General features: G+C 73.6%; 23 protein-coding genes and 1 pseudogene. 6 read left to right on the top strand and 18 right to left on the bottom strand.

Going from position 1 to position 25,936, the window contains the following annotated elements; genetic code table 11:
* On the top strand, nt 1-552 hold the full coding sequence (locus BLV72_RS29370; protein ID WP_093466023.1) for a cysteine hydrolase family protein: 552 nt from the start codon (nt 1-3) through the stop codon (nt 550-552).
* A complete protein-coding gene (locus BLV72_RS29365) occupies nt 549-1,460 on the top strand; it encodes a GlxA family transcriptional regulator (RefSeq protein WP_093466021.1) in 912 nt (303 codons plus the stop codon). Before BLV72_RS29370 ends, BLV72_RS29365 begins: the two co-directional genes overlap by 4 nt.
* A 41-nt stretch (nt 1,461-1,501) precedes the next feature.
* Here BLV72_RS29365 and BLV72_RS29360 read toward each other — a convergent pair whose 3' ends face one another.
* Nucleotides 1,502-2,314: an MgtC/SapB family protein gene (locus tag BLV72_RS29360; protein WP_244321068.1), complete on the bottom strand. Its 813-nt coding sequence runs from the start codon at nt 2,312-2,314 to the stop codon at nt 1,502-1,504.
* Nucleotides 2,315-2,510: 196 nt separating this feature from the next.
* Here BLV72_RS29360 and BLV72_RS29355 point away from each other — a divergent pair, with 196 nt between their 5' ends.
* On the top strand, nt 2,511-2,768 hold the full coding sequence (locus tag BLV72_RS29355; protein WP_059148009.1) for a hypothetical protein: 258 nt from the start codon (nt 2,511-2,513) through the stop codon (nt 2,766-2,768).
* Between the two features lie 24 nt (nt 2,769-2,792).
* Here the strand turns inward: BLV72_RS29355 and BLV72_RS29350 are convergent, their stop codons facing one another.
* The 10 genes and pseudogenes from BLV72_RS29350 to infC all read right to left on the bottom strand — a co-directional run bounded on the left by BLV72_RS29350 (nt 2,793) and on the right by infC (nt 15,382).
* Nucleotides 2,793-3,356, bottom strand: a complete 564-nt coding sequence (locus tag BLV72_RS29350; protein WP_086710837.1) for an NUDIX hydrolase — start codon at nt 3,354-3,356, stop codon at nt 2,793-2,795.
* Between the two features lie 48 nt (nt 3,357-3,404).
* Nucleotides 3,405-4,741, bottom strand: a pseudogene (locus BLV72_RS29345) (NsdA family TPR-like regulatory protein).
* Nucleotides 4,742-5,074: 333 nt separating this feature from the next.
* Entirely contained in the window at nt 5,075-6,292 is a 1,218-nt protein-coding gene (locus BLV72_RS29340; RefSeq protein ID WP_244321066.1) for a PP2C family protein-serine/threonine phosphatase, read from the bottom strand.
* A gap of 1,239 nt (nt 6,293-7,531) precedes the next feature.
* The gene (pheT, locus tag BLV72_RS29335; protein ID WP_093466017.1) at nt 7,532-10,087 is read right to left on the bottom strand and encodes a phenylalanine--tRNA ligase subunit beta; all 2,556 of its coding nucleotides are present in this window, start codon (nt 10,085-10,087) and stop codon (nt 7,532-7,534) included.
* Entirely contained in the window at nt 10,087-11,208 is a 1,122-nt protein-coding gene (pheS, locus tag BLV72_RS29330; protein ID WP_093466015.1) for a phenylalanine--tRNA ligase subunit alpha, read from the bottom strand. The genes pheT and pheS overlap by 1 nt, the downstream gene beginning before the upstream one ends.
* Before the next feature lie 220 nt (nt 11,209-11,428).
* On the bottom strand, nt 11,429-12,625 hold the full coding sequence (locus BLV72_RS29325; RefSeq protein WP_093466014.1) for a sensor histidine kinase: 1,197 nt from the start codon (nt 12,623-12,625) through the stop codon (nt 11,429-11,431).
* Nucleotides 12,626-12,669: 44 nt separating this feature from the next.
* The gene (locus BLV72_RS29320) at nt 12,670-13,503 is read right to left on the bottom strand and encodes a TrmH family RNA methyltransferase (RefSeq protein WP_093466012.1); all 834 of its coding nucleotides are present in this window, start codon (nt 13,501-13,503) and stop codon (nt 12,670-12,672) included.
* A 441-nt stretch (nt 13,504-13,944) separates the two neighbouring features.
* Nucleotides 13,945-14,328, bottom strand: coding sequence for a 50S ribosomal protein L20 (rplT, locus tag BLV72_RS29315; protein ID WP_014056108.1), 384 nt, complete (start codon nt 14,326-14,328; stop codon nt 13,945-13,947).
* Between the two features lie 97 nt (nt 14,329-14,425).
* Nucleotides 14,426-14,620 (bottom strand): 50S ribosomal protein L35, encoded by a 195-nt coding sequence (gene rpmI / locus BLV72_RS29310; RefSeq protein ID WP_020867203.1) that lies wholly within the window; start codon nt 14,618-14,620, stop codon nt 14,426-14,428.
* A 120-nt stretch (nt 14,621-14,740) separates the two neighbouring features.
* On the bottom strand, nt 14,741-15,382 hold the full coding sequence (gene infC, locus BLV72_RS29305) for a translation initiation factor IF-3 (protein ID WP_093470618.1): 642 nt from the start codon (nt 15,380-15,382) through the stop codon (nt 14,741-14,743).
* Between the two features lie 469 nt (nt 15,383-15,851).
* Between infC and BLV72_RS29300 the strand changes: the two genes are divergently transcribed.
* A complete protein-coding gene (locus BLV72_RS29300; protein WP_014056105.1) occupies nt 15,852-16,217 on the top strand; it encodes a DUF1844 domain-containing protein in 366 nt (121 codons plus the stop codon).
* 112 nt (nt 16,218-16,329) lie between these two features.
* Here BLV72_RS29300 and BLV72_RS29295 read toward each other — a convergent pair whose 3' ends face one another.
* Nucleotides 16,330-17,130 (bottom strand): aquaporin, encoded by an 801-nt coding sequence (locus BLV72_RS29295; protein WP_093466010.1) that lies wholly within the window; start codon nt 17,128-17,130, stop codon nt 16,330-16,332.
* A gap of 129 nt (nt 17,131-17,259) precedes the next feature.
* Entirely contained in the window at nt 17,260-17,994 is a 735-nt protein-coding gene (locus tag BLV72_RS29290; RefSeq protein WP_093466008.1) for an SseB family protein, read from the bottom strand.
* Nucleotides 17,995-18,074: 80 nt separating this feature from the next.
* Here BLV72_RS29290 and BLV72_RS29285 point away from each other — a divergent pair, with 80 nt between their 5' ends.
* Entirely contained in the window at nt 18,075-18,830 is a 756-nt protein-coding gene (locus BLV72_RS29285; RefSeq protein WP_093470617.1) for a serine hydrolase, read from the top strand.
* 116 nt (nt 18,831-18,946) lie between these two features.
* Here BLV72_RS29285 and mycP read toward each other — a convergent pair whose 3' ends face one another.
* Both mycP and BLV72_RS29275 read right to left on the bottom strand, forming a co-directional pair.
* Complete coding sequence (mycP, locus tag BLV72_RS29280) at nt 18,947-20,164, bottom strand: type VII secretion-associated serine protease mycosin (protein ID WP_093466006.1); 1,218 nt, start codon at nt 20,162-20,164, stop codon at nt 18,947-18,949.
* A complete protein-coding gene (locus BLV72_RS29275; protein WP_244321064.1) occupies nt 20,161-21,201 on the bottom strand; it encodes a hypothetical protein in 1,041 nt (346 codons plus the stop codon). Before BLV72_RS29275 ends, mycP begins: the two co-directional genes overlap by 4 nt.
* A 212-nt stretch (nt 21,202-21,413) precedes the next feature.
* On the opposite strand from BLV72_RS29275, the gene BLV72_RS29270 reads away from it, so the two are divergent.
* Nucleotides 21,414-22,610, top strand: a complete 1,197-nt coding sequence (locus BLV72_RS29270; RefSeq protein ID WP_093466004.1) for an alanine racemase — start codon at nt 21,414-21,416, stop codon at nt 22,608-22,610.
* 106 nt (nt 22,611-22,716) lie between these two features.
* Here the strand turns inward: BLV72_RS29270 and BLV72_RS29265 are convergent, their stop codons facing one another.
* The 3 genes from BLV72_RS29265 to BLV72_RS29255 all read right to left on the bottom strand — a co-directional run bounded on the left by BLV72_RS29265 (nt 22,717) and on the right by BLV72_RS29255 (nt 25,932).
* Nucleotides 22,717-23,685 carry a DUF2510 domain-containing protein gene (locus tag BLV72_RS29265; RefSeq protein ID WP_093470615.1) on the bottom strand — a complete coding sequence of 323 codons (969 nt, stop codon included), beginning with the start codon at nt 23,683-23,685 and terminating at the stop codon, nt 22,717-22,719.
* A 68-nt stretch (nt 23,686-23,753) separates the two neighbouring features.
* A complete protein-coding gene (locus BLV72_RS29260; RefSeq protein ID WP_093466002.1) occupies nt 23,754-24,536 on the bottom strand; it encodes a 3-oxoacyl-ACP reductase in 783 nt (260 codons plus the stop codon).
* 1 nt (nt 24,537) lies between these two features.
* On the bottom strand, nt 24,538-25,932 hold the full coding sequence (locus tag BLV72_RS29255) for an aldehyde dehydrogenase family protein (protein ID WP_167746412.1): 1,395 nt from the start codon (nt 25,930-25,932) through the stop codon (nt 24,538-24,540).
* Nucleotides 25,933-25,936: the final 4 nt, after the last annotated feature.

The following is a 25,936-nucleotide window of genomic DNA, read 5'->3' as shown; positions in this document are numbered from 1 at the left end:
ATGAAGCGAGCGCTGATCGTCATCGATGTCCAGGAATCCTTCCGCGCCCTCCCGTCCTGGGAGCGGATCGCCAACCCGAAGATCGCGGATCCGGTCGACCGACTGGTCCGCCTCGCCCGTGCCGAGGGAGACCAGGTGATCTGGGTGCTGCACACCGAGCCCGGCAGCGGAGGGGTGTTCGACCCGGAGCAGGGGCGGATCCGGCTGCTGGAGGAGCTGGAGCGGCCCGCTCCGGGTGAGCCGGTCCTCCACAAGACCGCCCACAACGCCTTCACCACCACCCGGCTCCAGCAGCTGCTGACCGAGGCGGGCGTGCACGAGCTGGTGGTCTGCGGGATCCGCACCGAGCAGTGCGTGGAGACCACCGCCCGGGTCGGCAGTGATCTGGGGTACGGGGTCGTGTTCGTCACCGACGCCACCACGACCCACCCGATCGGCGCGTTGAGCGCCGAGGCGATCGTGGAGCGTACGGAGGCGGTGCTGCGCGACCGGTTCGCCCGGATCGCCACGGTGGCCGAGCTGGAGGCGGAGTCAGGAGCCTCCACGGCATGAGCCAGGTCGTGTTCGTGCTGGTGCCCGGGGTCCATCTGCTCGACCTGGCCGGACCGGCGCAGGTCTTCGGCACGGCGGCGGACCTCGGGCTGCCCTACGAGCTCGGCTATGTGGCCGAGCGGGAGCTGGTCCCCACCGCTCAGGGTCTGACACTCAACGCACGGACCGAGTGGCCGGTGACGGGCCCGGACGACCTGGTCGTGGTGCCGGGCTGGCGGTTCTCACCACCGCACGACGGCCGGGTTCCCGGCCCGGAGTCCCTTGAGCGGCTCTGCGCCCACCACGCGGCCGGGGGCACCGTGGCCAGCGTATGCGCCGGGGCGCTGGCGCTGGGACGGGCGGGGCTGCTGGACGGCCGCCGGTGCACCACCCACCATGAGCTGCAGGACGAGCTGGCGGCCCGGCACCCCCGGGCGACGGTGGTCCGGGATGTGCTGTTCACCACCGACGACCGGGTCGTGACCTCGGCGGGCATCGCCAGCGGTATCGATTTGGCGCTGCAGGTGCTGGCCATGCGGCACGGACCGGCGCTCGCCACCCAGGTGGCCCGGAACATGGTCGTCTACGCCCGCCGCAACGGCGATGAACCGCAGGCCAGCGCCATGCTGCGGCACCGCTCCCATCTGGACGACGTGGTCCACCAGGTCCAGGACGTCATCGACACGCGGTTCACCGAACCGCTGTCGCTGGCGCGTCTGGCCGTCGGGGCCGGGGTCAGTGAACGCACCCTCACCCGGCTGTTCACCCGCGCCACCGGCGGGCTCACCCCGCTGCGCTACCAGCAGACGCTGCGGCTGGAGCGCGCGGAGCATCTGATCGGCCAGGGCTCGACGGTGACGGCCGCGGCGCGGGAGGTGGGGTTCGACGACGCGCGCATGCTGCGCCGCCTCCGGGCGCGGGCGCTCTGACCTCGTCAATGCGAGATCGTCAGTCGGAGCCGTCGAGGCCGTCACTCCGCGTCGTCGAGATCGCGGCCCGCGTCGGCGCCGAGGACGCCGTCCAGCTCGGAGATCGCCCCGACCAGCCGGAGGACGTCCCCGGCGCCCTCGAGCGCGAGCTGCACCTCGGCGACGCCGGTATCGGCGGGCCGGGCCTCCTCCTCGGTCCGGACGATCCGGGTGGTACGGCCCCGGCCCTTCCACGGCGCCCGGTCCACCCGGACCCGTAGCACCCGGTACCCGGCGGCGGTACACAACTCCAGGACGCGTGGCAGCAGCCCGGCGCCCACCCGGTAGGAGAGCTGCAACTCCACCCGTTCGGCCGACCAGAGGGCCGGCAGCCGGCGGGTGAGCAGCGGATAGCCGCGGATCACCAGGAAGTGCACCGCGGTGACCGCGGTGGCCAGCAGGGCCAGACCACCGCCGCAGGCCATGCCCACCGCACAGGTGAGCCAGACGGTCGCCGCGGTGGTCAGCCCGTGGACGGCGTCGCGCCGGACGAAGATCAGGCCGCCGCCGATGAAGCCGATACCGGAGACGACCTGCGCCGCCACCCGTGAGGGGTCCAGGCCGACGTGGTCGCGCAACAGCACATCGGTGAAGCCGTACTGGGAGACCTGCATGAACAGCGCGCTGCCCACGCCCACCAGGGTGTGGGTGCGCAGTCCGGCACTCTTCTGCTGCACCGCCCTCTCGAGCCCGATCAGGGTGGACAGCACCAGCGCGACGCCGAGCTCGGCGAACTGCCGGACTCCCTGGTCCATACCGAATTCCCACATCGGAGCGGCGATCAGTCGCACATCCGTCCCTTCTGTCCGGTCCATCCGGTCTGTCCGCCCCTCGCGGTCCCTCCCCTCGGCCGCCGTCCCCCATGAGTACCCGCTGAGTACGGCCTTTCGCACGGGGTGTGCGCCGGTGACTCACACACCATCCCCACACACGCTCCCGCACCACCTGGGCATGCGCTTGACTCGGAGCGTCACCACCGCATGGACGTTACATCCGGAAGGGGATCAACCCGTGACCACCGAGCCCGAGCAAGCCGCGTTAGCCGTGGAGCTCACGGAACTGCGCCGGACCGTCGAAGTGGGCTTCACCCGCGTCGACGGCCGGCTCGCCCTGCTCGACCACCGAGGAGAGCAGGCTGAGGAGGACGTGAACCAACTGGGCGGACGGATGCGGATACTGGAGCACGGACGCTGGCCGCTGCCCTCCATCGCCGCCTTGACCGGGGTGACCGCCCTGGCCCTGGCGATATGGCAGGCAGCGGGACACTAGCGCCGGCGCGGACGGCGGCCCGGCCTACCCGAGCCTGATGTGGTGGAGCAGCAGCAGCGCCGCCGCCATATTGGCCGCGGGCACCTCACCGCGTGCGACCAGGTCGGGCACCATCTTCAGCGGCACCCACTCGCGGCGGTCCGACTCGAAGTCGTCCTCCGGGTGCCCGACGTACGATGCCTCCTCGGCCCAGTAGATGTGGTGCCGTGCGTCGGTGAGCCCGTTGGACGGCTCGACGGAGAGCAGATGGCGCAACGGGCCGGGGCGCCAGCCGGTCTCCTCCTCCATCTCCCGGGCCGCGGCGTCGGCGATGTCCTCACCGTCCTCGACGACGCCCGCGGCCAGCTCCCAGCCCCAGGCGTCGGTGATGAACCGGTGGCGCCACAGCAGCAGCACCTCGTTGGCCGCGTTCACCACCGTGGCCACGGCCACGGGGCGGAGCCGGATCAGATAGTGGTCCAGATGGCGCCCGTCGGGGAGCCGGACATCGGCGAGGTTGACCCGGAACCATCGGTTCTCGTACACGGTCCGCTCCCTGAGGTTCTTCCATCGCACTGTCAGCCACCTTTCGTCGAAACGGGAGGCCATCGTGGGCCACCCGCTGACGAGAGTGCGGACCGCGAGCGGAACCGCTGGTCACAGAGGGACGCGCAGTGCCCCGTCGATGAGCGCGGCGGCCTCGGCCGTCGCGGCGCTTCCGCTGGCCGCGAGGTGCTCCCGTACCGCCCGCAACCGGTCGCGTAACCGCTGGGACTCCATGCCCGCGCGCGCTCGGTCATCTCCACCGCCGTGGCGCCCGCCCGGTCCACGTCGCCCTGACGCAGCTCGATATGGGTGAGCATGGCGAGCCGGTGCACCCGGCCCCGGTCGTGCGCGGGGGTGCCGACCGCGGCGGTGGCGTGCTCGCGGGCGCCGCCGAGGTCGCCGAGGCTCAGCAGCGCCTCGGCCACCTGGACGTTCACCAGACCCGGCTGGACATAGCCGGTCTCGTCGGGCTCCTGGCCCGGTCTGATCCGGTCGGCGGCGGTCTCGGCACGCCGGATGCAGGACAGCGCCCCGGCGCCGTCGCCGAGCCGGGCGTACGCCTTGGCCTGCATGGCGTAGAGGTCGGCGGCGAGCGCGGGGGTGATCTGCGAGCCCGCGGCGCGCAGCGCCGATTCGGCGAAGGCGACCGCCTGCCGGTACTCCTTCATGAAGAGGGACTGGTTGACCAGCAGCGCTATGACATAGGCGCCCAGGCCGCGGTCGCCGCTGGCCTTGGCGAGCCGCAGCGCCTGGTGGAAGTAGCGCTGGGCCAGGCCGTGCGTATTGGAGTCGTACGCGCAGATCCCGGCGATGGCCACCAGGCCGCCGGTCGCCCGGTGCAGCTGGCGGCCGGTGTCGTCGGCGTAGCTGCCGCGCAGCAGCGGTGCGGCCTCGGAGTTGAGGAACCCCACCACCCGGGTCCGGGTCGCGACACCGCCGGCCTTGCGGTACATCTGCTCGTAGTGGGCGCGGGCGGCGCGCAGCGTCTCGATGTCGGTCATGCTGACCCGGGTCAGACCGCGCCGGGAGACATCGGAGTCCTCGGGAGGATTCTCCCACTCCCACACCGGGATGACGGCCGGGGTGCCGGTGACCGCCGGAGCCTCGACGACATGCGGGCGCTGCTGTTCGTCGGAGCGCCACAGCGCGGTGGCGCGCTCGACGAATCCGGAGAGCGGGGTGGCGGGCCCCCGGCGGCTGCCGGGGGTGCCGAGACCGATGTCGTCCAGGGTGAGGGCGCGGTGCAGCCGCTCGCCCAGCACCTCGCAGATGAGGTCCGGCACCTGGCCGCGCGGCCGCTGACCCTTCAGCCACCGGGCCACCGCGGTGTGTTCGTACCGCAGCTTCATCCCCCGGGCCCGGCCCGCCTCGTTGACATGCGCGGCCAGTCCGGCGTGGGAGACTCCGGCCTCGTCGAGCACGGAGTCGAGCAGTGTGTTGGGCTCCATCTCGCCCTCCCGAAACGCTCGGTGGCGCCAGCGTAGTGGAGGGGGATTCGCACGGGGTGTGAACGAGCGGCGTGGGGTGGGGCGTTGGCCTTTCCCAACCCGCCCCTTCCCGATACCAGGGCCCCGCCCCTGGACCCCGCAGGCTGCCCCCGCTGGGGAGGGGACGGGGAGGGGAGCAGCCTCCCCGCCCGCGCCCGTTGACAGGGACCTCACCCCCGGACCCCGGGAGCTGGGGCGGAGCCCCACCACGCGGCGGAGCCGCAAATCGACGCTGCGGGAAGGGGCGGGGAGGGGCCCAGTCCGCCGCAGGCGTCAAGGCCCGGCGGACATCCCCTAGCTCCGGTGGGCGTCGGCGGCCGGGAGGGTGAGGGCCGTGGTGGCGGGCACCGGGCAGCGGTCGAAGCGCAGCGCGAGCAGCGCGACGTCGTCGGCGAGCCGCCCGCCGGTGTGGCGCAGCAGCGCCGAGCGCACCCCCGCCACGACCGCCGCGGGGACGAGCGGCCCGGGGCCCGCGGCCTCGGACAGGACGCGGCGCAGAGGGAAGAACGTGCCGTGGGCGTCGCGCACGTCCTCGGCGCCGTCGGTGTGCAGCACCAGCGTGTCGCCGACGCCCAGGGCGCTCCAGCGGGCGGTGGGAAGCTCGGCGGGCAGCGGGAAGAGGCCGAGCGGCGGCAGCACCTCGCCGGGCGCGGTCTGCCGGGCCAAGGCCGGGCCGACCGGCTGTTCGTAGAGGCGGTACGGCCAGGGGTGGCCGCAGTTGAGCGCGGTGACCTCGCCGTCCGCGCCCACCTCCATGAGCAGGACGGTCACGAACTCCTCGTCCACGTGGCTGTCCAGCGGGCGCTCCCCGCTCGCGCGTGCCCGCAGATGGCGCTCCAGGGCGCGGTCGAGTCGGCGCAGCACACCGCCGAGCCGGGGTTCCTCATGGGCGGCCTCGCGGAAGCTGCCGAGGACGGCGGCGACGGTGCCGATCGCGGGGAGGCCGTGCCCGCGCACATCGCCGATGATGACGCGGACGCCGTACGGGGTGGCCAGCGCCTCGTAAAGATCGCCGCCCACGGCGGCGCCCCGGCTGGCCGAGAGATGGCCGCCGGCCAGCTCGATGCCCTCCAGCCGGGCCGGGAGCGGCCTCAGCACCACGTCCTGCGCGGCGGTGGCCACCGCCCGGAGCTGTTCCAGTTCGCGCACCAGCCGCAGCTTGCGGCCCGCTGTGAAATAGCAGGCGGCGGCCACGCCGAGGACGGCGCAGCAGGTGACCAGGGCGGCGTGCGGCTCCTTCCCGTCCCCGTCGGGCTCCAGGGCGGTCGGAGGCGCGAGGGCCAACAGCAGGCCGGCGCCGCCGAGCAGCACGATGCATCTGCGGCGGCCGCTACTCGCGCAGGCGATGGCGGGTGCCGCGGCGAGGAGCGTGACGGTCTCGGTGTGATGCGGGTTCAGCAGGGCCCAGCAGAGGGCGCCGAGCACCCACAGACAGGGGACCACACGGGTGACCTCCCGCAGACTCCGTGCCCTCCGTACGAACGCGCCGCCGACTGCCGATGTCCCGATCATGTGTCGCCCCCAACGCCGGCCAATGAGGCGGTCGGCCGGGCCCCTGGACGATCGATCCCGCGCGGGCCGTGCGACCGGCACGATTCTGGCGACAGCTCCTGCCAATTGGACCAGCCCCCTCCGGATCTCACCTGATCGGGTGACCACGCCCCAGGCAGCCACCCGAACACCCCACCGCCCCGCGGACGCGGTGTCGGCTGTTTGCCGCTCACCAGGACGACGCGGCACGGGGCCACGACCCCGAACCCCGCCTCGCCGGGCCGCAGCCCGGCCCCCCGCCGGAATCGCCGACGACACCCACCCGCGAAGGCGGTGACGGCGCCCCCGCACGAGCGAGGGGTGGGCGACCGCGCACCGGGCGGCCCGACAAGCCGCACCACGCCGCGAACGCGGTGTCGGCGCCGTCCAAAGCCGACGGCGCGACACCGCCACCATCGTGGCCGCCCGCGGTGCGACCCACACGAGGGGGCGGGCGAGCGCGCACTGCGCGGCCCCCAAGTGCCCACCGTGCCGTAGCGGGTGCCCGTGGCAGGGGGCCGCGACGCGCGCTATCCACGCGGAAGCCGTCGCGGGCAGGGCCGACGACGAGGGACGGGGGCACGGAAACGGGGAGGCGCGCAAACCCCGCCCCCGGGCCGCCCGGAGCACGGCGAGGCGGGTGGGCTGCCGGGCAGGGAGCGGGCGCGGCGATGGGGCTCGCCCGGGTCGGGGCCCGCCCCACCGGTGGCCACGGCAACGACCGACGCGACCCGGCGAGGCGCGTGGACCGGCGGTCCCGGGCTGAGCGTCGGCGATGGGGCGCAGCCCCGGTCGGGGCACCCCATCGGTGGCCACCGCGGCGACCGACGCGAGCCAGCAGGCCCATGAGCCCCGAAGCCCGGAGACGAGGTTGGGGCGCGGCCCGGGCCGAGGGCGCCCCATGGCGACGAGCGGCGGGGCCAGCGAGGCGCGCCGCCGTGCCCGGGCCTGGGCGCGGACATGGCCCGGCGCTGAGGCGCCCCCATCGGTGGCCATGGCGCCGAGCGGCGGGGCCAGCGAGGCGCGCCGCCGTGCCCGGGCCCAAACCGATGGGGCGCGGCCCGGACCGGGGGCGCCCCATTCATGGCCACCGCGGCGACCAACGCCGGCCGGCAAGCGCCTGGGCCGCCGCCCCGGGTCCAGACGTGGCGATGGGGCACGCCCCGTTGTGGGGTGCGCCCCATCGCCGTGTTCGCGGCGGCCGGCGGAAGCCGGTTGGCGTCAGGCTCCGCGGAGGGTGGCGCCCGTGCGGTTGGTGGCTGCCGCTACCGCGGCGTCGCGGGATGTCGCGATCTCCTCGGCGGTCAGCGTGCGGTCCGGGGCGCGGAAGCGCAGCGCGTAGGCCAGGGACTTCCTGCCCTCGCCGAGCTGCTCACCGGTGAAGACGTCGAACAGGCGGAGGGATTCGAGCAGTTCGCCCGCGCCCTCGCGCAGCGCCGTCTCCACATCCGCCGCGGCGACCGAGGCGTCCACGATCAGCGCGACGTCCTGGGTGGCCACCGGGAAGGTGGAGACATGGGGGGCCTCCACGACGCCGGTGCCGGCCTGCTCCAGGCGGTCGAGCTCGATCTCCATCGCGCAGGTGCGCTCGGCCAGGCCCAGGGCCTTGGTGACCCGCGGGTGGAGCTCACCGGCGTTGCCGACGAGGATCTCCTCGCCGTCGACGACGGCCAGCAGCGCGGCGCAGCGGCCCGGGTGCCAGGGGTCCTGCTGGTCCTGGCGGACGATCAGCTCGGTCCCCGCCTCGCGGGCCACGATCCGGCCCGCCTCGACGGCGTCGGCCCAGCTCACCGGGGTGCCCTTGCCCCACCAGCCGGACTGCTCACGGTCGCCCGCGAGGACGACGGCGACGCGGCGCGGCTGGTGCGGCAGCGCGGCGTTGAGCCCGGCGATCTCCTCGTCGGTGGGACGGCGGTCGACGGGGAGGGTGGCCGCGGCCGGCTCGTGGCCGGTGGCGCGGAAGACCAGGCCCGTCTCGAAGAGCGCGAGGTCGTGCTCGCCGCGCCCGGCGTTGCGGCGCAGCGCGCCGAGCAGTCCGGGCAGCAGCGTGGTGCGGAGCGCGGGCTCGGCGTCCGACAGCGGGTTGACCAGCCGGACCAGATCGCGCCGCGGGTCGTCCGCGGCCAGCCCGAACTGGTCGAGGGCCTCCTCGCCGATGAACGGGTAGTTCAGCGCCTCGACGTAGCCGGCCCCGGCCAGCGCCCGGCCGACCCGGCGGTGCAGCCGCTGACGCTCGGTCAGCCCGCGCCCGGCGGGCGGCTGGGGCAGCGTCGAGGGGAGGTTCTCGTACCCCTCGAGCCGGATGACCTCCTCGGCCAGGTCGTTGGGGTCGGTGAGGTCGGGCCGCCAGCTGGGGACGGTGACGGTGAGGTCGTCGGCGCCGTAGACATCGCAGCCGATCTGCTGCAGCCGGCGCACCACGGTCTCGCGGCCGTAGGACACGCCCGCGACCTTGTCCGGGTGGTCGGCGGGCAGCGTGATGGTGTGCGGTGCGCTGGGCGCGATGATCTCGGTGACGCCCACCTCGGCGCTGCCGCCCGCGAGCAGCACCAGCAGGTCGACGGTGCGCTGCGCCGCCGCCGAGGTGGCCTCGGGGTCGACGCCGCGCTCGAACCGGCGGGACGCCTCGGAGGACAGCTTGTGACGGCGGGCGGTGCGGGCGACCGAGACGGGGGCGAAGTGGGCCGCCTCGATGACGACCTCGGTGGTGCCCGCCGCCCCGCCGGTCCCGGCGTCGGCGGTGACGTCCGCGATCTCGGTGTTGGCGCCGCCCATCACACCGGCGAGGCCGATGGGCCCGCTCTCGTCGGTGATGACGAGGTCCTCGGCGTCCAGGACGCGCTGGCCGCCGTCGAGGGTGGTGAGCTTCTCGCCCGGCTCGGCGCGGCGCACGCCGATCGCCCCGTTGATCCGGGTGCGGTCGTAGGCGTGCAGCGGCTGGCCGATTTCGAGCATCACGTAGTTGGTGATGTCGACCGCGAGCGAGACCGGCCGCATCCCGGCCTTCTGCAGCCGGCGCTCGAGCCAGATCGGGGAGTGCGCCTCGGGGTCGAGCCCGGTGACGGTGCGGGCGGTGAAGCGGTCGCAGCCGATCGGGTCGGTGACCTTGACCGGGTGGCCGTGGCTGTTGGGCGCGGGCACGTCGATCAGGGCCGGGTCGCGCAGCGGCAGCTCGTAGGCGGTAGCGGTCTCGCGGGCGACACCGCGCATCGACAGGCAGTAGCCCCGGTCCGGGGTGACGGCGATGTCGAGGACCTCGTCGACCAGTTCCAGCAGCTCGATGGCGTCGGTGCCGACCTCGTACTCCGGCGGCAGGACGATGATGCCGTCGTGGTCGTCGGACATGCCCAGCTCGCTGGCGGAGCAGATCATGCCCTCGGAGGTCTTGCCGTAGGTCTTGCGCGCGGAGATCGCGAAGCCGCCGGGCAGTTCGGCGCCGGGCAGCACGACCACGACCTTGTCGCCGACGGCGAAGTTCGTGGCGCCGCAGACGATGTTCTGCGGCTCACCGGTGCCTCCCCCAGAGCCTCCGGCCTGGGAGGTGCCCCCCGCCTGCCCGACGTCCACCTGGCAGTAGCGGATGGGCTTCTTGAACCCCTCCAGCTCCTCGATGGCCAGCACCTGCCCGACGACCAGGGGGCCCTTGAGGCCGGCGCCGAGCTGCTCGACCGTCTCGACCTCGAGCCCGGCCGAGACGAGTTTGGCCTGTACGTCACGGCCGGTCTCACCGGCGGGCAGGTCGACGTACTCCCGCAGCCAAGAAAGCGGGACCCGCATCAGATCTCCATCCCGAAGGGCCGGGTGAAGCGCACATCACCCTCGACCATGTCTCGCATGTCTTCCACGTTGTGCCGGAACATCAGCATCCGCTCGATGCCGAAGCCGAAGGCAAAGCCGCTGTACCTGTCCGGGTCGACACCGCAGGCGATGAGCACCCGCGGGTTGACCATCCCGCAGCCGCCCAGCTCGATCCAGCCCTCGCTGGAGCAGGTGCGGCAGGGCCGGTCCGGGTTGCCCACGGACTCGCCCCGGCACACGTAGCACAGCATGTCCATCTCGGCGGACGGCTCGGTGAACGGGAAGAAGTTCGGCCGCAGCCGGGTCGTCATGCCCTCCCCGAACAGCGCCCGGACCATGTGGTCGAGCGTGCCCTTGAGGTCGGCCATGGTCAGGCCCTCGTCGATGGCGAGCAGCTCGACCTGGCTGAAGACGGGGGTGTGGGTGGCGTCCAGCTCATCGGTGCGGAAGGTGCGGCCCGGGCAGATCACATAGATGGGCGGCTCTCGGTCGATCATCGACCGGATCTGCACCGGCGAGGTGTGGGTGCGCAGCACCACACCGGACGACTCGCCGTCCTTCGCGCCGCGCACGAAGAAGGTGTCCTGCATCTCGCGGGCGGGGTGGTCGGGCGGGAAGTTGAGCGCGTCGAAGTTGAACCACTCGGCCTCCACCTCGGGGCCCTCGGCGACCTCGTAGCCCATCGCGACGAAGACGTCCTCGATGCGCTCGGAGAGCGTGGTGATCGGGTGGCGGGCGCCGGCCGGGGTGCGGTCGTACGGCAGTGTGACGTCCACCGCCTCCTCGACCAGCACCCGGGCGTCACGCTCCGCCTCGAGCTCCTCCTGCCGGGCCTTCAGCGCCTGGTTGACCTGGCCGCGGGCCTGACCGACGCGCTTGCCCGCGTCCGCCTTGGCGTGCGGTGGCAGGGCGCCGATCTCGCGGTTGGCGAGCGCGAGCGGCGAGCGGTCGCCGGTGTGGGCGACCTTCACCTCGCGCAGCGCCTTGAGGTCACCGGCGGCGGCGATGGCGGCGAGCGCCTCGTCCCGCCTGCGGGCGATCTCTTCCGGTTTCAGTGCCTCGACCTCGACAGGGTCGTACGACTTATTGGGTGCCGACATCTCTTCCCGTACTTCCGTTTGTCCCCCAGCTACCGCTGGGAGGTGCCCCCGGCTGCGCGACCCCGGCTCGACTGGCTGCGACCGCTGCGTCCCCTGCAAGGGACGCCAAAGGTGCCAAAGCCCGAGTCTAAGGGGCGCGGGAGGGGTGCTGTTCCGGGGGACACCGCGCGGCGGCCGCCGCGCGGGGGTCCGCCCCGTGCCGAAGAAGCCCGCGGGTGGCTCAGGCCAGATAGGCCGGGGTGCCCACGGGCAGGATAAATCGGAACTCCGCGCCGCCACCGCGGGCCCGGTCGACGGTGATCGTCCCGCCGTGCGCCTCGACGATGCCCTTGACGATGTAGAGCCCGAGGCCGGTGCCGCCGCGCTTGCTGCCCCGCCAGAAGCGGGTGAAGACGCGGCTCATCGACTCCTCCGGGATACCGGGGCCTTCGTCGCTCACGGTGACGGCGGTCCTTTCGACAGGGGGGCCTTCCGCGACCGGCTTGGCCGGTGTCGCGGGCGCTATGTCAATGGTGACCGTTCCCTCGCCGTGGCGCACCGCGTTTTCCAGCAGGTTGCCCAGCACCTGATCGATCTTGTCCGGATCGGCCCACAGTCTGGGCAGCGGCCCCCTGGCCCGGATCAGGAACCGCTCGGCGGTGTGCCCGGCCGCGGTGAGCGCCTGCACATGGCGGCGGACGGCGGCGGCGAGGTCGACCGGCTGGCGGCGGACCTCCAGCCGGCCGGAGTCGATCCGGGAGATGTCCAGCAGCTCGGCGATCAGTCGGGTGACCCGGTTGGCGTCGGCGTCGACGGTCTCCAGCATCAGCCGCTTCTGGTCGTCGGTGAACCGCTCCCATTTGGCCAGCAGCGTGGCCGTGAACCCCTTAACGGACGTCAGCGGCGAGCGCAGCTCATGGGCGACGGTCGCGATCAGCTCGGCATGGCTGCGCTCGGTGCGGCGGCGGGCCTCGGTGCCGCGCAGACAGACGACCACCCGGCGCACCGGCCCGGTCGGCCGCTCGCGCACATAGCGGGCCGAGACCAGCACCTCGCGCCCGCCCGGCAGCAGCAGATTCCGCTCGGGCTGACCGGCGCGGATGGCCAGCCCGCCATAGGGATCGGTCAGCGCCCACCAGCGCCGGCCGTCCAGGTCCTCTAACGGCAGGGCCACCTCGAGCCGGCGGCCGAGCGCGTCCGCGGGGTCGGTGGCGGTGATCCGGGCCGCCGCCGCGTTGAAGCACGTGACCAGGCCGGTCTCATCGGCCACCACCAGGCCGTCGGGCAGATCGTCGGGGTGCGGCGCGAATCCGTCCGGCGCACCGCCGGGCAGGCCGGGGCCCGGCCCGGTGGACGAGAGGTCGCGCCTCCCGCCGGGTGGCCCCGCTCCGGGCGCATGGGCGTCGGCCGCCCTGGCGCCGGAGGTCCTGACGTCCATCCCCACACCCCCTCTCGGGTCCCCTCCCAGAGGGGGCAACCCTACTAGGTCGATGTGACGGAGCGGCACCCTGCGGGAGCGCGCTGCGCACGAGCGGAGGCATAGAGGCACACGGCGGCGGCCGTGGCGAGATTGAGGCTCTCGGCCCTGCCGTGAATCGGAACGCGCACCACCTCGTCCGCGAGTGCGCGGGTAGCCTCCGGCAGGCCCCACGCCTCATTGCCGAAGATCCAGGCGGTGGGGGCGCCCAGCAGCCCGTCGTCCAGCTCGGAGTCCAGGTCCCGCTCCCCCGCCCCGTCCGCGGCCAGAACCCGCGCCCCGGCCTCCCGCAGCCCGCTCACCGCACGCTCGACGGGCACCCCGACGGCGACCGGGAGATGGAAGAGGGAGCCGACGGATGCGCGTACGGCCTTGGGGTTGTAGGGGTCCACGGAGGCGTCCGTCAGCACCACGGCGTCCGCCCCGGCGGCGTCGGCGCACCGCAGCACGGTTCCGGCGTTGCCGGGGTCGCGGACGTTGGCGAGGACGGCGACGAGCCTCGGCCGAGCGCGCAGGATCTCCTCGAACGGCGAGTCGAGGAAGCGGCACAGCCCGACGACGCCCTGGGGCGTGACGGTGTCCGACATCTCCGCGATGACCTCGTCGGACGCGGTGAGCACGGGAAGGTTCGCGGCGCGGGCGGCGGTGAGGATGTCCGCGTGGCGCTCGGCGGCCTCGGGGGTGGCGTACACCTCCACGAGATGCGCGATGGCCTCCCGTACGGCCTGCGGCCCCTCGACGATGAACCGCCGCTCCTTCCCGCGGAAGCTGCGCTTGGCAAGCCGCCGGGCGGCGGTGACGCGCGGCGATTTGAGCGAGGTCAGCTCGGGAGCGGGCATGGGTTCTCGATTCCTGGTCGTGAGCGACGATCGTGCGGGCGCGGCGGATTTCCCCCACCCCGCCCCTCCCCGAAACCGGGGGCAAGCCCCCGGCCCCGGGGAACGGCGGCAGCCGGGGCCGCCTTGGCCGCGCCGCGCGGCCGACGCGGAGCCCGGTTGTGGAAAACGTTCCGCCAGGGGGCGCCTCCCAGCGATAGCTGGGGGAGGAACGGGTGGGCACAACCCGGCCACCGGCCCGCACCCGGCAACGAAACGCCAAAAGCCAACCGGCCGCACCCCGCCTCAGGCCATCCGCGAAGCGGAACACGGTGAGCACAACCCGGGCGCCGGGCCGCACCCGGCAGCGAAACCCCAGGGGGCACAGCGCGAGGGCACCCACATGCGCGGACCCGCAGGTACGCGTTCACCTGCGGGTCCGTGGCGTACAGCTCAGCGCAGCGCTTACGCGGCCTTCGGCGCGTTGATGTCGCTCGGCAGCGCCTTCTGCGCCGCCTCGACCAGCGCGGCGAACGCACCGGCGTCGTTCACGGCGAGGTCGGCCAGGATCTTGCGGTCCACCTCGATGTTGGCGGCCTTCAGACCCTGGATGAAGCGGTTGTACGTCATGCCGTTGGCGCGGGCAGCGGCGTTGATGCGCTGGATCCACAGCTGCCGGAAGTCGCCCTTGCGCTTCTTGCGGTCGTTGTAGTTGTAGACCAGAGAGTGGGTGACCTGCTCCTTGGCCTTGCGGTACAGGCGGGAGCGCTGGCCCCGGTAGCCGCTGGCCTGCTCGAGGATCGCCCGGCGCTTCTTGTGGGCGTTGACTGCCCGCTTGACGCGTGCCACTTGTTAACTCCTTGTACGGGGCCGCGGGTGACTCACGCGGCCCGGAAACGAATAGGTCCCGGTCTGGCGCTCGCCCCGCCGAAGCGGGGCGGTGGCGTCACTTGCCGAGAAGCTTCTTGATCTTCTTGGCGTCGGCGGGGGCCATCTCGACCTTTCCGGCCAGGCGGCGCGTCAGCGTGGACGGCTTGTGCTCGAGAAGGTGGCGGCGACCGGCGCGCTGGCGCACCACCTTGCCGGAGCCGGTGAGCTTGAAGCGCTTGCTGGCACCGCTGTGCGTCTTGTTCTTCGGCATGTCGCCGTTCTCTCCTCGTCGGGACGCCTCCGCGGTTCGGCACACGGAAGCGTCATGTGTTTCGGTTGGTGTCCGGAGCCGTTCGGCCCCGGGTGGGCGGTCGAGGCTCGCGCCTCTCAATCACGCCTCGGCGGGCTCCTCGGCAGGCTCCTCGGCGGACGCGTCCGGGGACTGGTCCAGGTGAGGAATTCCCTGGCGCTCCGCCTTGCGGGCGGCCTGCGCCTCGCGGGCTTCGGCCATCGCCTCGGTCTTCTTCTTGTGCGGACCGAGAACCATGATCATGTTTCGGCCGTCCTGCTTCGGGTTGGACTCCACGAAGCCCAGCTCCTGGACATCCTCGGCGAGCCGCTGCAACAGCCGGTAGCCGAGCTCGGGCCGGGACTGCTCACGGCCGCGGAACATGATCGTGATCTTGACCTTGTCGCCCTGCTTGAGGAACCGGACGACGTGACCCTTCTTGGTGTCATAGTCGTGCGGGTCGATCTTCGGCCGGAGCTTCATCTCCTTGATGACCGTGTGCGCCTGGTTCTTACGCGCCTCACGGGCCTTCATGGCCGACTCGTACTTGAACTTTCCGTAGTCCATGAGCTTGCAGACCGGCGGGCGAGCGGTCGCCGCCACCTCGACGAGGTCGAGGTCGTACTCCTGCGCAAGCTCCAGGGCCTTGGCAAGCGGCACAATGCCGACCTGCTCGCCACTGGGACCGACGAGTCGCACCTCGGGGACGCGAATCCGGTCGTTGATGCGGGGCTCGGCGCTGATGGATCCTCCTCGGTTGCACCACGCGACCGTCTGGCGGACTGCCGCGTAACGTCTGTTTCGGTATGACCACCGCGCCGTAACGCACAAAACGCCCCGACGGGTACACAGGCGGGGCTCCTCATTGACCGGGAGCACCGCCGCGATAACACCGCGGGGCGCAGCCTGACCGATGACCTGCCGACCCGGGGGGCCGGGAGGTGGGAGCTGGGGAGCCTCCACTTGTGGGCCGGACACGCACGTGACCGGCCGGTCGTTTATCTACGATACCAGGATCGGCCCGGGATGCTCACCCGGTGCGTCCTCGGCATCCGCCGTGCCCCCCCCCTGTTGCCCGGCGTTCCCTGGCGTTCCCCTGCGCGCCCCCGCCGCTCCCCGGCGTTCCTGTGAACTCACCCGCCCCGTGCGTACGGCGCCGGGCGGCCGCCTAGGCTGGGCCCCACCATCCCTCAGGAAGTGAGCCCCGACCACCATGAGCGACGCCAACGCCGGGCAGCCGCCGGCCCCCGACTTCGACCGGATGACCCGGGACATCGCGGATGTGCCCGCGGTCGAGGTGATCACCACGGTCGCGGTGCACCTGATGAGCGCCGCCGCGGTCAACCTGGGCCTGGCCGAGGAAGGCCCCCAGCACAAGGACCTGGACGAGGCGCGGAAGCTGATCAATGCCCTGGCGGGGCTGGTCACGGCCAGCGCCACGGAGATCAGCTCCTTCCACGCCGCTCCGCTGCGGGACGGCCTGAAGTCCCTGCAGCTCGCCTTCCGCGAGGCGTCGGTGGTGCCGGACGAGCCGGGGCAGGGGCCGGGCGAGAAGTTCACCGGCCCGGTCTTCGGCTGACGGCTGGCCCCTGGGGGCCGGGCCCCTCGGGAGCCCGTGCCCCCTCGGGAGCCCGCACGCCCTCGGGGCCCGTGCCGCTCCTCCGGGCCCGGGCCTCCGCGTGGCGTGCGGCTCAGGCCGCCTCCGGGCCCTTGGTCTCCTGACCGCCCGCCTCGGGGCGGCGGCCGCCGCGCAGCCGCCCCCACGGTCCGGTCGCCGGGGGCGGATGGGCCTCCTCCTGGTCGGCCTGCCCCGCCGGATGGAGATGGGTGAACCGGTGCACCACGGCGGCGAGCACCCCGCCGACCAGCGGTGCCACGATGAACAGCCACAGCTGGCCCAGCGCATCGCCGCCCGCGAAGATCGCGGGGCCGAAGCTGCGCGCCGGATTGACCGAGGCCCAGGTCAGCGGGATGCCGATCAGATTGACCGCGGCGAGGGCGAGGCCCACCGGGATCGGTTCGCCGCCGACCAGGGCCACCGAGTGGGTCACCGCCAGGAAGACGAAGACCAGCAGGAAGGTCAGCAGCACCTCGGCGAGGAAGGCCCCGCCCGCGCCCATGCCCACCGGTGAGCGGCCACCGTAGCCGTTGCTGCCGAAGGCGTCGGCCGTCTGGAGCCTGGGCACCTGGTTGGCGAGCAGGAAGAGCACCGCGGCACCCACGATCGCGCCGACGAACTGCGCGACCCAGTACTGGACGGCCGTACGGATGTCGATGCGCTTGGCCAGCAGCACGCCGAGGGTCACCGCCGGGTTGATGTGGCAGCCCGAGATGCGTCCGAACGCGTAGGCGATCGCGATCAGCGTGAAGCCAAAGGCGAGCGAGATCCCGAGGGCGTTGATGTAGTCGCCCGCCAGGACCAGCGAACCGACTCCGAAGAGGACCAGCATCGCGGTCCCGATGAACTCCGCTACGACCGTTCTCGTCTCCATGGCGCTCTCCTCACGCAGATTCCGACCGCCAGTCGCCTAAGCATTGTGGGGGGAATTGAGGCGATTCGCCTGTTGGTCCGAATGGGGAGGGCCGGGCCCCGCCCTAGCAGCGGGCCGGGCCCTGCTCCCTCAGCGGCTGAAGAGCGGTTCGCCGGGAACCTTCGCGTCCGGCGGCAGCAGCGCCAGGGTCAGCCCGCGCACCAGCCGTGCCCGCAGCACCTCGTCCACGGCCAGGGCGCCCGCCACCCGGTGCGCCGTCTCCCGCGCGGGCGCCTCCGGCGCGAGGGCGAGCGCGAGCATCCCGTCGGCGTCCGCCGCCGGGGCCAGATGAGCCCGGAGCACCTCCGGCTCGGCGGCCAGCACGGTGCGCACGGCCTCGGTCACGGCCGGGTCGGCGAGCGGATCGGCGCTGGTCCGCCCCTCGGCGAGGGCCAGCAGCGCGGAGCCGGTCAGCTGGTACGGCACCGGGCCCGCGAGGTCCAGGACCAGCGTGTCCGCCTTCTCATGGGCGGCGGCCTCCAGCGCCTGGCGCAGCGGTACGGCCACGGGCCGGGCGTCCGGGCGCCAGCGGGCCAGTGTCTCGAGCGAGGTGAAGGCGGGCAGGGCGCGCCGGCCGCCGGGGGCCTCCAGCGTGGGCACCGCCATGTCGCTGCTCTTGTCGCGGCGCAGCCCCTCGGGCCCCTCCTCGACCTCGCCGAGGATCGCCACCACCGGGACCAGGAGGCGGGCGTCGGTGAGCGCGGCGAGCACCTCGGGCTCGGCCGAGCGGTCATCCGCCCAGGCGGCGAGCGCCGCGGTCAGCCGGGGGTCGGCGGAGCCGTCGTCGCCGGAGAAGCCAGGGTCGGGAATGTTCTTGAGCGCCACGCCATGAGGGTATCGAGGGCGAGGAGAACCCGACGCGGCGGGCGGCGGCGAGCGGCGGAGAGGGAGGCGGCGTGGAGCGGATGACGGACGACGTGACGGAGCGGGGGCTGAGCGCGGCACTCACCGACGCGCTCGGCCCCGTGGCCCAGGGCTCCGGCGCGGACTTCTCCGTCGCCGTCCTGGACACCCGCTCGGGGACGAGCGGGGTCCACGGCGACGGCTCGTACGCCACGGCGAGCATCGTCAAGGTGGGCATCCTCGCGGCGCTGCTGCTCAGGGCGGAGGACGAGGGGCGACCGCTGACCGCCCAGGAGCGGTCGCATGCGGCCGTGATGATCGAGCAGAGCGACAACGACGCGGCGACCGCGCTGTGGCAGACGATCGGCGGTGCCGCCGGGCTCGACGCGGCGCACCGGCGGCTCGGCCTGACCGCGACGCGTGCCGGGAGCGGAGGGAGCTGGGGCGTGACCCTGACCACCGCCGCCGATCAGCTTGCCCTGCTGCGCGCGGTCTTCTCGGACGACTCGGCGCTGAACGGCCGTGCGCGGAGGTATCTAGGGGCGCTGATGGGGCGCGTCGTCGCCCGCCAGAGCTGGGGAGTCTCCGCCGCCGCTGACGGGGACGGCTCCGGGACTCGGCTGAAGAACGGCTGGATGCCCCGCGATGCCACCGGGCTGTGGGTCGTCAACAGCATCGGCGAGGTGCCGGTGGACGGGCGCGCCTATCTGGTCGCGGTGCTGTCCGAGGGCAGCGCGGACCTGGACAGCGGGGTGGCGCTGGTCGAGAAGGCGGCACGCACGGCCGTGACGGCGGCCCGCGCCCACCGACCCCGGTAGGCGATACGCCGGAACGACCCCGAGCCGACCACGACCGTGGGGCCCCGGCCCGACGCCCTACGGAACCCGGTGGGCGCCCCGCACAGCACGCCCAACCCGACGACCGCCGCGGTGCCTCAGCGCGCGCGGATCCCCGTGAGCAGCGCGCGCAGCCTCGGTGGCACCCGTAGGGGGCCCGAGCCGCGCCATAGGGCGACCGCGGCGACCACCAGGGCCGCGCCGGCGATTCCGGCGAGCAGCGCCATCTCGTTCGGCCCGGACTCGTCGTGCGCGCCCTGGGCGTGGCCGGGACCGTTGCCGAAGAAGCGCTCCGGGGACGAGGCCACGGCGGGCCGCTGGGCCTCCGGCTTCATCTTGCCGCCCGCGGCGATCGCCGCCGCCGGGTCCACCAGGCCCGCGCCGAGGGCGTCGCTGTGGCCGCCCTCCGGGACGTCCTGGGCGGTCCGGGTCAGGAGTTCCCGGATCTGGCGCGGGCTCAGCTCGGGGTGGGCGGCGCGGACGAGGGCGACGGAGCCGGAGACGAAGGCGGCGGCCGCGCTGGTCCCCCAGCCCTCGTAGTAGCGCTTGTCGGGGTCGGCGATGACCACGTCGACGCCGGGTGCGCAGACGGTGGCGTACCAGCGGCGGGTGGAGAAGGCGGCGCGGGAGCCGTAGCGGTCCACGGCGGTCACGGCGATCACGCCGGGGTAGGCGGCCGGGTAGGAGACCCGGTCGCCCTTCTCGCCGCCGTTGCCCGCGGAGGCGACCACGGCCACGCCCTTGCGCAGCGCGTACTGCACGGCGGCGTCCTCGGCGGCCTCGGGATGGGCGGAGGCGCTGTCGTCGCCCAGCGAGAGGTTGATGACGTCGGCGCCGTGGTCGGCGGCCCAGCGGATACCGGCGGCGAGCGCGCCGCCACGGGACGAACGAGCCTTCTTACGGGCGGTGTCGGAGTCCTCGAGGATCACCCGCACCGGCAGGATCCGCGCCTTCGGCGCGACGCCCAGGACGCCCTCGCCGCCGGCCGCGCCGTGGCCATGGCCTGCGATGATCCCGGCCATGGCGGTGCCGTGGCGGGCCCAGGCGCGTTCGCCGCGCCGGGCGCCGAAGCCGATGAGGTCCTTACCGGGCAGCACTTGGCCTTCGAGGTCGGGGTGGCTGTCGTCGACGCCGGTGTCGAGGACGGCGACGGTGACCCCGGAGCCCTTGGTCGTCTGCCATGCCTTCTGGACGTGGAGGGTGTCCAGCGCCCACTCCTGGGCCTGTATGCCGTCGGCGTTCGCGGGCGCGGCGGTCACCAGGGTCAACCCGGCGGCGGCGAGGGCCACGGCGAGGCGCCGCCCGATCCGGGTCATGACGTGGTCTCCGTGACGGTGGACAGGGCCCGGCGGAATATGGCCTCGATCGCGTCGGCGATGGCCCGGGCGTCGTTGCCGAGGCCCGACTGCGCGGGGGCCGAGGTGGCGCCCCGCTGGGTCGCCTCGCCCGCCGACTGCGGGTCGGTGACCTTACGGCCGTCGGCGAAGCCGCTGACGGTGTAGAGGACGACGGGGGCGTCGGTGAGGATCCGGATCCGCCAGCTCGCGCGCTGGTCGTCGCCGAAACCGGCCGCCGCGGTGCCCTTGGCGGCGTACGCGCGGGGCATCAGATCGGTGCGCTCGTCCAGCTTCTCGGTCATGAAGCGCTGGTGCAGCGCCCGCATCCCGGTGGGACCGGAGGTGGTGATCAGCAACCCGACGGTGGTGACGCTGGTGCTGGTGGCGTCGGTGTACGTGGCGCGCACCAGCCGCTTGCAGCCCACCGGGGCCAGCGCCTTGGCGAGCAGGGGGTCGAATCCGCCGCCGCAGCTGCTGTCCGGGGCGACGGCTATTCGGGTCCAGAGGCGGTCGGCGCCGCCGGGGCCCTCGCCCTTGCCGCGCAGGGTGCGCGGGAAGAGGTCGTCCACGGGGACGCTGTGCCAGGCGGAGCGGGCGTGGGCGTAGGTGTCGGCGGTGGACGGCGGGGCGTCGGGGTCCTCGCCCAGCCAGCTCCCGGCCGCCGCGCCGCCGAGCAGCCCGAGGCCGAGGACGAGGCTCGCGGCGGCGGCCGCCGTACGGCTGGGCGGGCGGCGCCGGCCGCGCCGCCCGCCGTCCGCGAAAAGCCCTTCGGTGCGCGGCGGTACGGAGGGGCGTGGGGGCACCCGGGTGCCGGACGCCCCGGCGGTGCCCCTGGGAAACGGGACCTTGGCCCGTACGCCGAGGATGGGGGTGTCCGGGTCCGGGGTGAAGCCGGGCGGGGTGGCGGGGCGCGACGGGGGCACGGAAGGCTGCGCGGGCGCCGTGCGCGGGGGATGTGCGGGGCGTGGTGGGGGCGTGCTGTGGGGTGAGTGCGCCTGTTCCGCGTCGGTGCTCACCTGCACTCCCTCGCAGCCGTCGACACCTGTTTCACCTGGCTCCGTCCGGTTCGCCGCACCACCCACCGCCTTTCGGGCAGTCGGGCCCGTATACGGACAACACGCCGCTGACCTGCCGGTCGTGGCGTGCGCGACACTCTACGGGCAGCCGGGGGCCCTGCGCACCGGCCGCCCTCTACCCAGTGGTAATGGCGGTCTGGCAAGCTGCGTCCATGTCCGCTGCCGCCGCTGACCGGGCCCGGTACGACCGGGCCACCGCCCATCTCGAAGCGCCCGTGGCGATTGTCGACCTGGGAGCCTTCGACGACAACGCCCGGGATCTGGTCACCCGGGCGGGAGGCAAACCGATCCGCGTCGCCAGCAAATCGGTGCGCTGCCGGGCGCTGTTGGAGCGGGTGCTGGCACGGGACGGCTTCGCGGGGATCATGAGCTTCACGCTGCCGGAGTCGCTGTGGCTGGCGCGCGAGGGGTTCGACGACGTCCTGCTCGCCTATCCCTCCACCGACCGGGACGGCTTCGCCACCCTGACCAGCGACCCCAAGCCGGCCGAGGCCGTGACGGTCATGGTGGACGACCTCACCCAGCTCGATCTGATCGACAGCGTTCGCGCCGGGACCGAAGAGGTCCGGGTCTGCCTGGAATTGGACACCTCGCTGCGGATGCTCGGCGGGCGGGTGCGGGTCGGGGCGCTGCGCTCACCGCTGCGCGAACCGGAGCAACTGGCCGAGCTGGCGCGGGCGATCGACCGCCGCCCCGGCTTCCGGCTGGTCGGGCTGATGGCGTACGAGGGGCATGTGGCGGGCGTGGGCGACGCGGTGCCGGGCAGTCCGCTGCGCTCGCGCGCGGTGCGGCTGATGCAGTCCGTGGCGCGCCGGGAGCTCGCGGCGCGCCGGGCCGCGGTGGTGCGGGCGGTGCGGGCGGTGGCGGACCTGGAGTTCGTCAACGGCGGCGGTACGGGCAGTGTGCAGCACACCGCCGCGGAGGACGCGGTGACCGAGATCGCCGCCGGGTCCGGGCTCTACCAGCCGCGCCTCTTCGACAACTACACCTCCTTCCACGGGCGCCCGGCGGCCCTGTTCGCCCAGCCGGTGGTGCGCCGCCCCGGGGTGGGCGTGGTGACCGTGCTCGGCGGCGGCTATCCGGCGTCGGGCGCGCCGGGCCGGGACCGGCTGCCGGTGCCGTATCTGCCGGAGGGGCTGGTGTACGACTCGATGGAGGGGCCGGGCGAGGTGCAGACCCCGCTGCTGGGCACGGCCGCCGACGATCTGCTGATCGGCGACAAGGTGTGGTTCCGGCATGCCAAGGCCGGTGAGCTGTGCGAGCGGTTCGACACGCTGCGGCTGATCGAGGGCGACCGGGTGGTGGCCGACGCGCCGACGTACCGGGGCGAGGGCAGAACGTTCCTCTGACCGGCACGCTCCTGCGGCCCGGACGGACCGCCGACTTCGGCCCGGCCCGGACTCGCAACGCGCCTGGACGACCGCCGGCTCAGGCCCGGACGGCCCGGCGACGCGCCTATATGGACCGGCCGTCGCCCGCCAGCGCCTCGATGCCCTTGACGATCTTGTCCATGTCGCTGAGCGGCGGCGCCTTGTCGCTCTGGTCGAACCCGAAGCGCACCACGACCATCGTGTTCGGCACGGTGGGCGACGGGAAGGCCAACGACTGGACGATGCCGTCGTCGCCCTTCTTCGTCACCACCTTCCAGCGGACCAGATAGCCCTTCCCGCCCGCGACCTCGACCGCCGACTCCTTCAGCTCCTTGTGGGAGGTGATCCCGCCGTACGCCTTACGGTCGCTGTCCCCGTCGGTGCCGTAGGACTCCTCGGCGTTCTGCGCGATGTCCTCCTTGGCTATGCCCTTGGCGGAGGTGGCCTTGTAGCCCTGGGCGGTCCGGGAGAAGGCGCCGCCGCGCACACATTCGGTGGACGGGTCGCCCGGGCAGGGGTAGCGGGAGGTGGTGACGCCCGCGCCGCCGGAGCTGCTGCGCCCCGCCTGCCAGCCGGTGAGCACCGGCAGGCTGATGCCGTTGCCGGGGTCCGGGGCGGTGTCGGGGTCGTAGCTGGGCGGTGCGGTGGGGGCGCCGGTGGGCCCGTCCGAGGGGCTGTCCGGGCCGGGGAGGTCCGGGGCCGGGTCACCGCCGTCCGACGGGGCCGAGCCGCTGGGGGCGGCGGGCCCGGTCTGGGCGTTGCCACCACCGCCGTCGCCGCCGTCGCCCAGCAGCACGATGCCACCGACGATCGCGGCGACCACGACGCCGGCGGCGACCGCGACCGCCGCGATCCTCGGACCGCGGCCCCGGCCGTGGCCGCCCTGCCGCCCTGGCAGGTAGGGCGGCATCGGCGGCGGGCCGAGGGCCGGGTCCGTGGCGCCCGAGGCATCGCGGGTGTACTCGGTCCAGGCGGAACCGTCCCACCACCGTTCCATGGCGGGGCCGTTACCTGCGTAGCCGGGATCGGGGTACCAGCCGGGGGGCGTGTTCATGGTCACACGGTCAGCCTATGGCCAGGGGTGCGGTCCGTACACCGCGGATGGCGGGACTGCGCACAGGACTACAACGGGGTGACATATGCCCCGGCGATCCCGCCGTCCACGAGGAACTCGGCGGCGTTGACGAAGGACGCGTCATCGCTGGCCAGGAAGGCCACGGCGGAGGCGATCTCCTCCGGTTCGGCGAACCGGCCCACCGGCACATGGACCAGCCGGCGCTGGGCCCGCTCCGGGTCCTTGGCGAACAGCTCCTTCAGCAGCGGGGTGTTGACCGGCCCCGGGCACAGCGCGTTGACCCGGATGCCCTCGCGGGCGAACTGCACGCCCAGTTCGCGGGACATGGCCAGCACCCCGCCCTTGGAGGCGGTGTAGCTGATCTGCGAGGTGGCGGCGCCCATCACGGCCACGAACGAGGCGGTGTTGATGATGGAGCCCCTGCCCTGCCGCCGCATATAGGGCAGCGCGGCCTTGCAGCACAGATAGACGGAGGTGAGGTTGACCTCCTGGACCCGCTTCCAGGCGTCGAGTCCGGTGGTGAGGATCGAGTCGTCGTCGGGCGGCGAGATACCGGCGTTGTTGAAGGCGATGTCCACCGAACCGTAGGTGTCGAAGGCGGTCTTGAAGAGCGCCTCCACCTCCTCGGGGTCGGTCACGTCCACCCGGACGAAGAGCCCGCCGACCTCGTCGGCCGCGGCCTTGCCCGCGCTCTCGTCGATATCGGCGCAGACGACCTGCGCGCCCTCGAAGGCCAGGCGGCGCGCGGTGGCCAGGCCGATGCCGCTGCCCGCTCCGGTGACGACGGCGGTACGGCCCACCAGACGGCGGCACACGGGGGTCTCGGTCACGTCACTGCTCCTCGGTGCTGATGAAGACGTTCTTGGTCTCGGTGAAGGCGGTAAGGGCGTCGGGGCCCAGCTCCCGGCCCAGGCCGGACTGCTTGTAGCCGCCGAAGGGGGTGGCGTACCGCACACTGCTGTGCGAGTTGACGGACAGGTTCCCGGCCGCGACGGCGCGCGAGACCCGGACCGCGCGGCCCACGTCGCGGGTCCAGATCGAGCCGGACAGGCCGTAGTCGGTGGCGTTGGCCAGCCGTACGGCGTCGGCCTCGTCCTCGAAGGGCAGGACGACGGCGACGGGGCCGAAGATCTCCTCCACGGCGGCGCGGTCCCCTTGGCCGGTGGCCTCCAGCACGGTGGCCGGGTACCAGAACCCCTTGCCCTTCGGGGCCTCGCCACGGATCGCGGCGGGCGCGTCCTCGGGTACGTAGGACCGTACGCGCTCCCGCTGGGCGGCCGAGATCAGCGGGCCCATCGCGGTGGCGGGGTCGGCCGGATCGCCGACCGCGAAGGAGGTCACGGCGGGCGCCAGCAGCTCCATGAACCGGTCGTAGACGCCGCGCTGGACCAGGATGCGGCTGCGGGCGCAGCAGTCCTGGCCGGTGTTGTCCAGGAAGGAGCCGGGGGCCGCGGCCGCCGCGCGCTCGATGTCGGCGTCGGCGAAGACGATGTTCGGGCTCTTGCCGCCGAGTTCGAGGGTGACCCGCTTCACCCCCTCCGCGCATGTGGCCATGATCCCCTTGCCGACGGCCGTGGAGCCGGTGAAGACGACCTTGGCGACGCCGGGGTGTTCGACCAGCGCGGCGCCCGCGACCGGCCCGGCCCCGGGCAGCACCTGGAAGAGCCCCTCGGGAAGGCCCGCCGCCAGGGCGAGTTCGGCCAGCCGGAGCGCGGTGAGCGGGGTGGTCTCGGCCGGTTTGAGGACCACGGCGTTCCCGGCGGCCAGGGCGGGCGCGGTGCCCCAGGCGGCGATCGGCATGGGGAAGTTCCACGGTGCGATGACCGCGACCACGCCGAGCGGCTCATGGAAGGTGACGTTCAGCCCGCCGGCCACCGGGATCTGGGCGCCGCTCAGCCGCTCCGCTCCCCCGGCCGCGTAGTCCAGCAGGTCGCGCACATTGCCCGCCTCCCAGCGGGCGTTGCCGATCGGGTGGCCCGCCTCGCGGACCTCCAGCGCCGCGAGCTCCTCGATGTGGTCGTCCACGACGGCGGCGAAGCGGCGCAGCAGCCGGGCACGGTCGGCGGGCGCGAGCCCGGCCCAGCCGCGCTGCGCCTCGGTGGCGCGGGCGACGGCGGCGGCCACGTCTGCCGGGGTGGCGGCGGGGACGGTGGCGATGACCTCCTCGGTGGCCGGGTTGAGGATCTGGTGTTCGTGGGGGTGCTGGTGGGAGGGTTCGTTGCTCACTCGG

Source organism: Streptomyces melanosporofaciens, assembly GCF_900105695.1.
GTDB lineage: Bacteria > Actinomycetota > Actinomycetes > Streptomycetales > Streptomycetaceae > Streptomyces > Streptomyces antimycoticus.
This window is presented reverse-complemented; position numbering and strand designations above follow the sequence as displayed.

Excerpts from the sequence above, each read along its gene's own strand:
- BLV72_RS29370 (WP_093466023.1), top strand. The coding sequence starts at position 1 with ATGAAGCGAGCGCTGATCGTCATCGATGTCCAGGAATCCTTCCGCGCC.
- BLV72_RS29365 (WP_093466021.1), top strand. The coding sequence starts at position 549 with ATGAGCCAGGTCGTGTTCGTGCTGGTGCCCGGGGTCCATCTGCTCGAC.
- BLV72_RS29360 (WP_244321068.1), bottom strand. The coding sequence starts at position 2,314 with ATGGACCGGACAGAAGGGACGGATGTGCGACTGATCGCCGCTCCGATG.
- BLV72_RS29350 (WP_086710837.1), bottom strand. The coding sequence starts at position 3,356 with ATGGCCTCCCGTTTCGACGAAAGGTGGCTGACAGTGCGATGGAAGAAC.
- BLV72_RS29340 (WP_244321066.1), bottom strand. The coding sequence starts at position 6,292 with ATGATCGGGACATCGGCAGTCGGCGGCGCGTTCGTACGGAGGGCACGG.
- pheT (WP_093466017.1), bottom strand. The coding sequence starts at position 10,087 with ATGCGGGTCCCGCTTTCTTGGCTGCGGGAGTACGTCGACCTGCCCGCC.
- pheS (WP_093466015.1), bottom strand. The coding sequence starts at position 11,208 with ATGTCGGCACCCAATAAGTCGTACGACCCTGTCGAGGTCGAGGCACTG.
- BLV72_RS29325 (WP_093466014.1), bottom strand. The coding sequence starts at position 12,625 with ATGGACGTCAGGACCTCCGGCGCCAGGGCGGCCGACGCCCATGCGCCC.
- BLV72_RS29320 (WP_093466012.1), bottom strand. The coding sequence starts at position 13,503 with ATGCCCGCTCCCGAGCTGACCTCGCTCAAATCGCCGCGCGTCACCGCC.
- rpmI (WP_020867203.1), bottom strand. The coding sequence starts at position 14,620 with ATGCCGAAGAACAAGACGCACAGCGGTGCCAGCAAGCGCTTCAAGCTC.
- BLV72_RS29300 (WP_014056105.1), top strand. The coding sequence starts at position 15,852 with ATGAGCGACGCCAACGCCGGGCAGCCGCCGGCCCCCGACTTCGACCGG.
- BLV72_RS29295 (WP_093466010.1), bottom strand. The coding sequence starts at position 17,130 with ATGGAGACGAGAACGGTCGTAGCGGAGTTCATCGGGACCGCGATGCTG.
- BLV72_RS29285 (WP_093470617.1), top strand. The coding sequence starts at position 18,075 with ATGACGGACGACGTGACGGAGCGGGGGCTGAGCGCGGCACTCACCGAC.
- mycP (WP_093466006.1), bottom strand. The coding sequence starts at position 20,164 with ATGACCCGGATCGGGCGGCGCCTCGCCGTGGCCCTCGCCGCCGCCGGG.
- BLV72_RS29270 (WP_093466004.1), top strand. The coding sequence starts at position 21,414 with ATGTCCGCTGCCGCCGCTGACCGGGCCCGGTACGACCGGGCCACCGCC.
- BLV72_RS29265 (WP_093470615.1), bottom strand. The coding sequence starts at position 23,685 with ATGAACACGCCCCCCGGCTGGTACCCCGATCCCGGCTACGCAGGTAAC.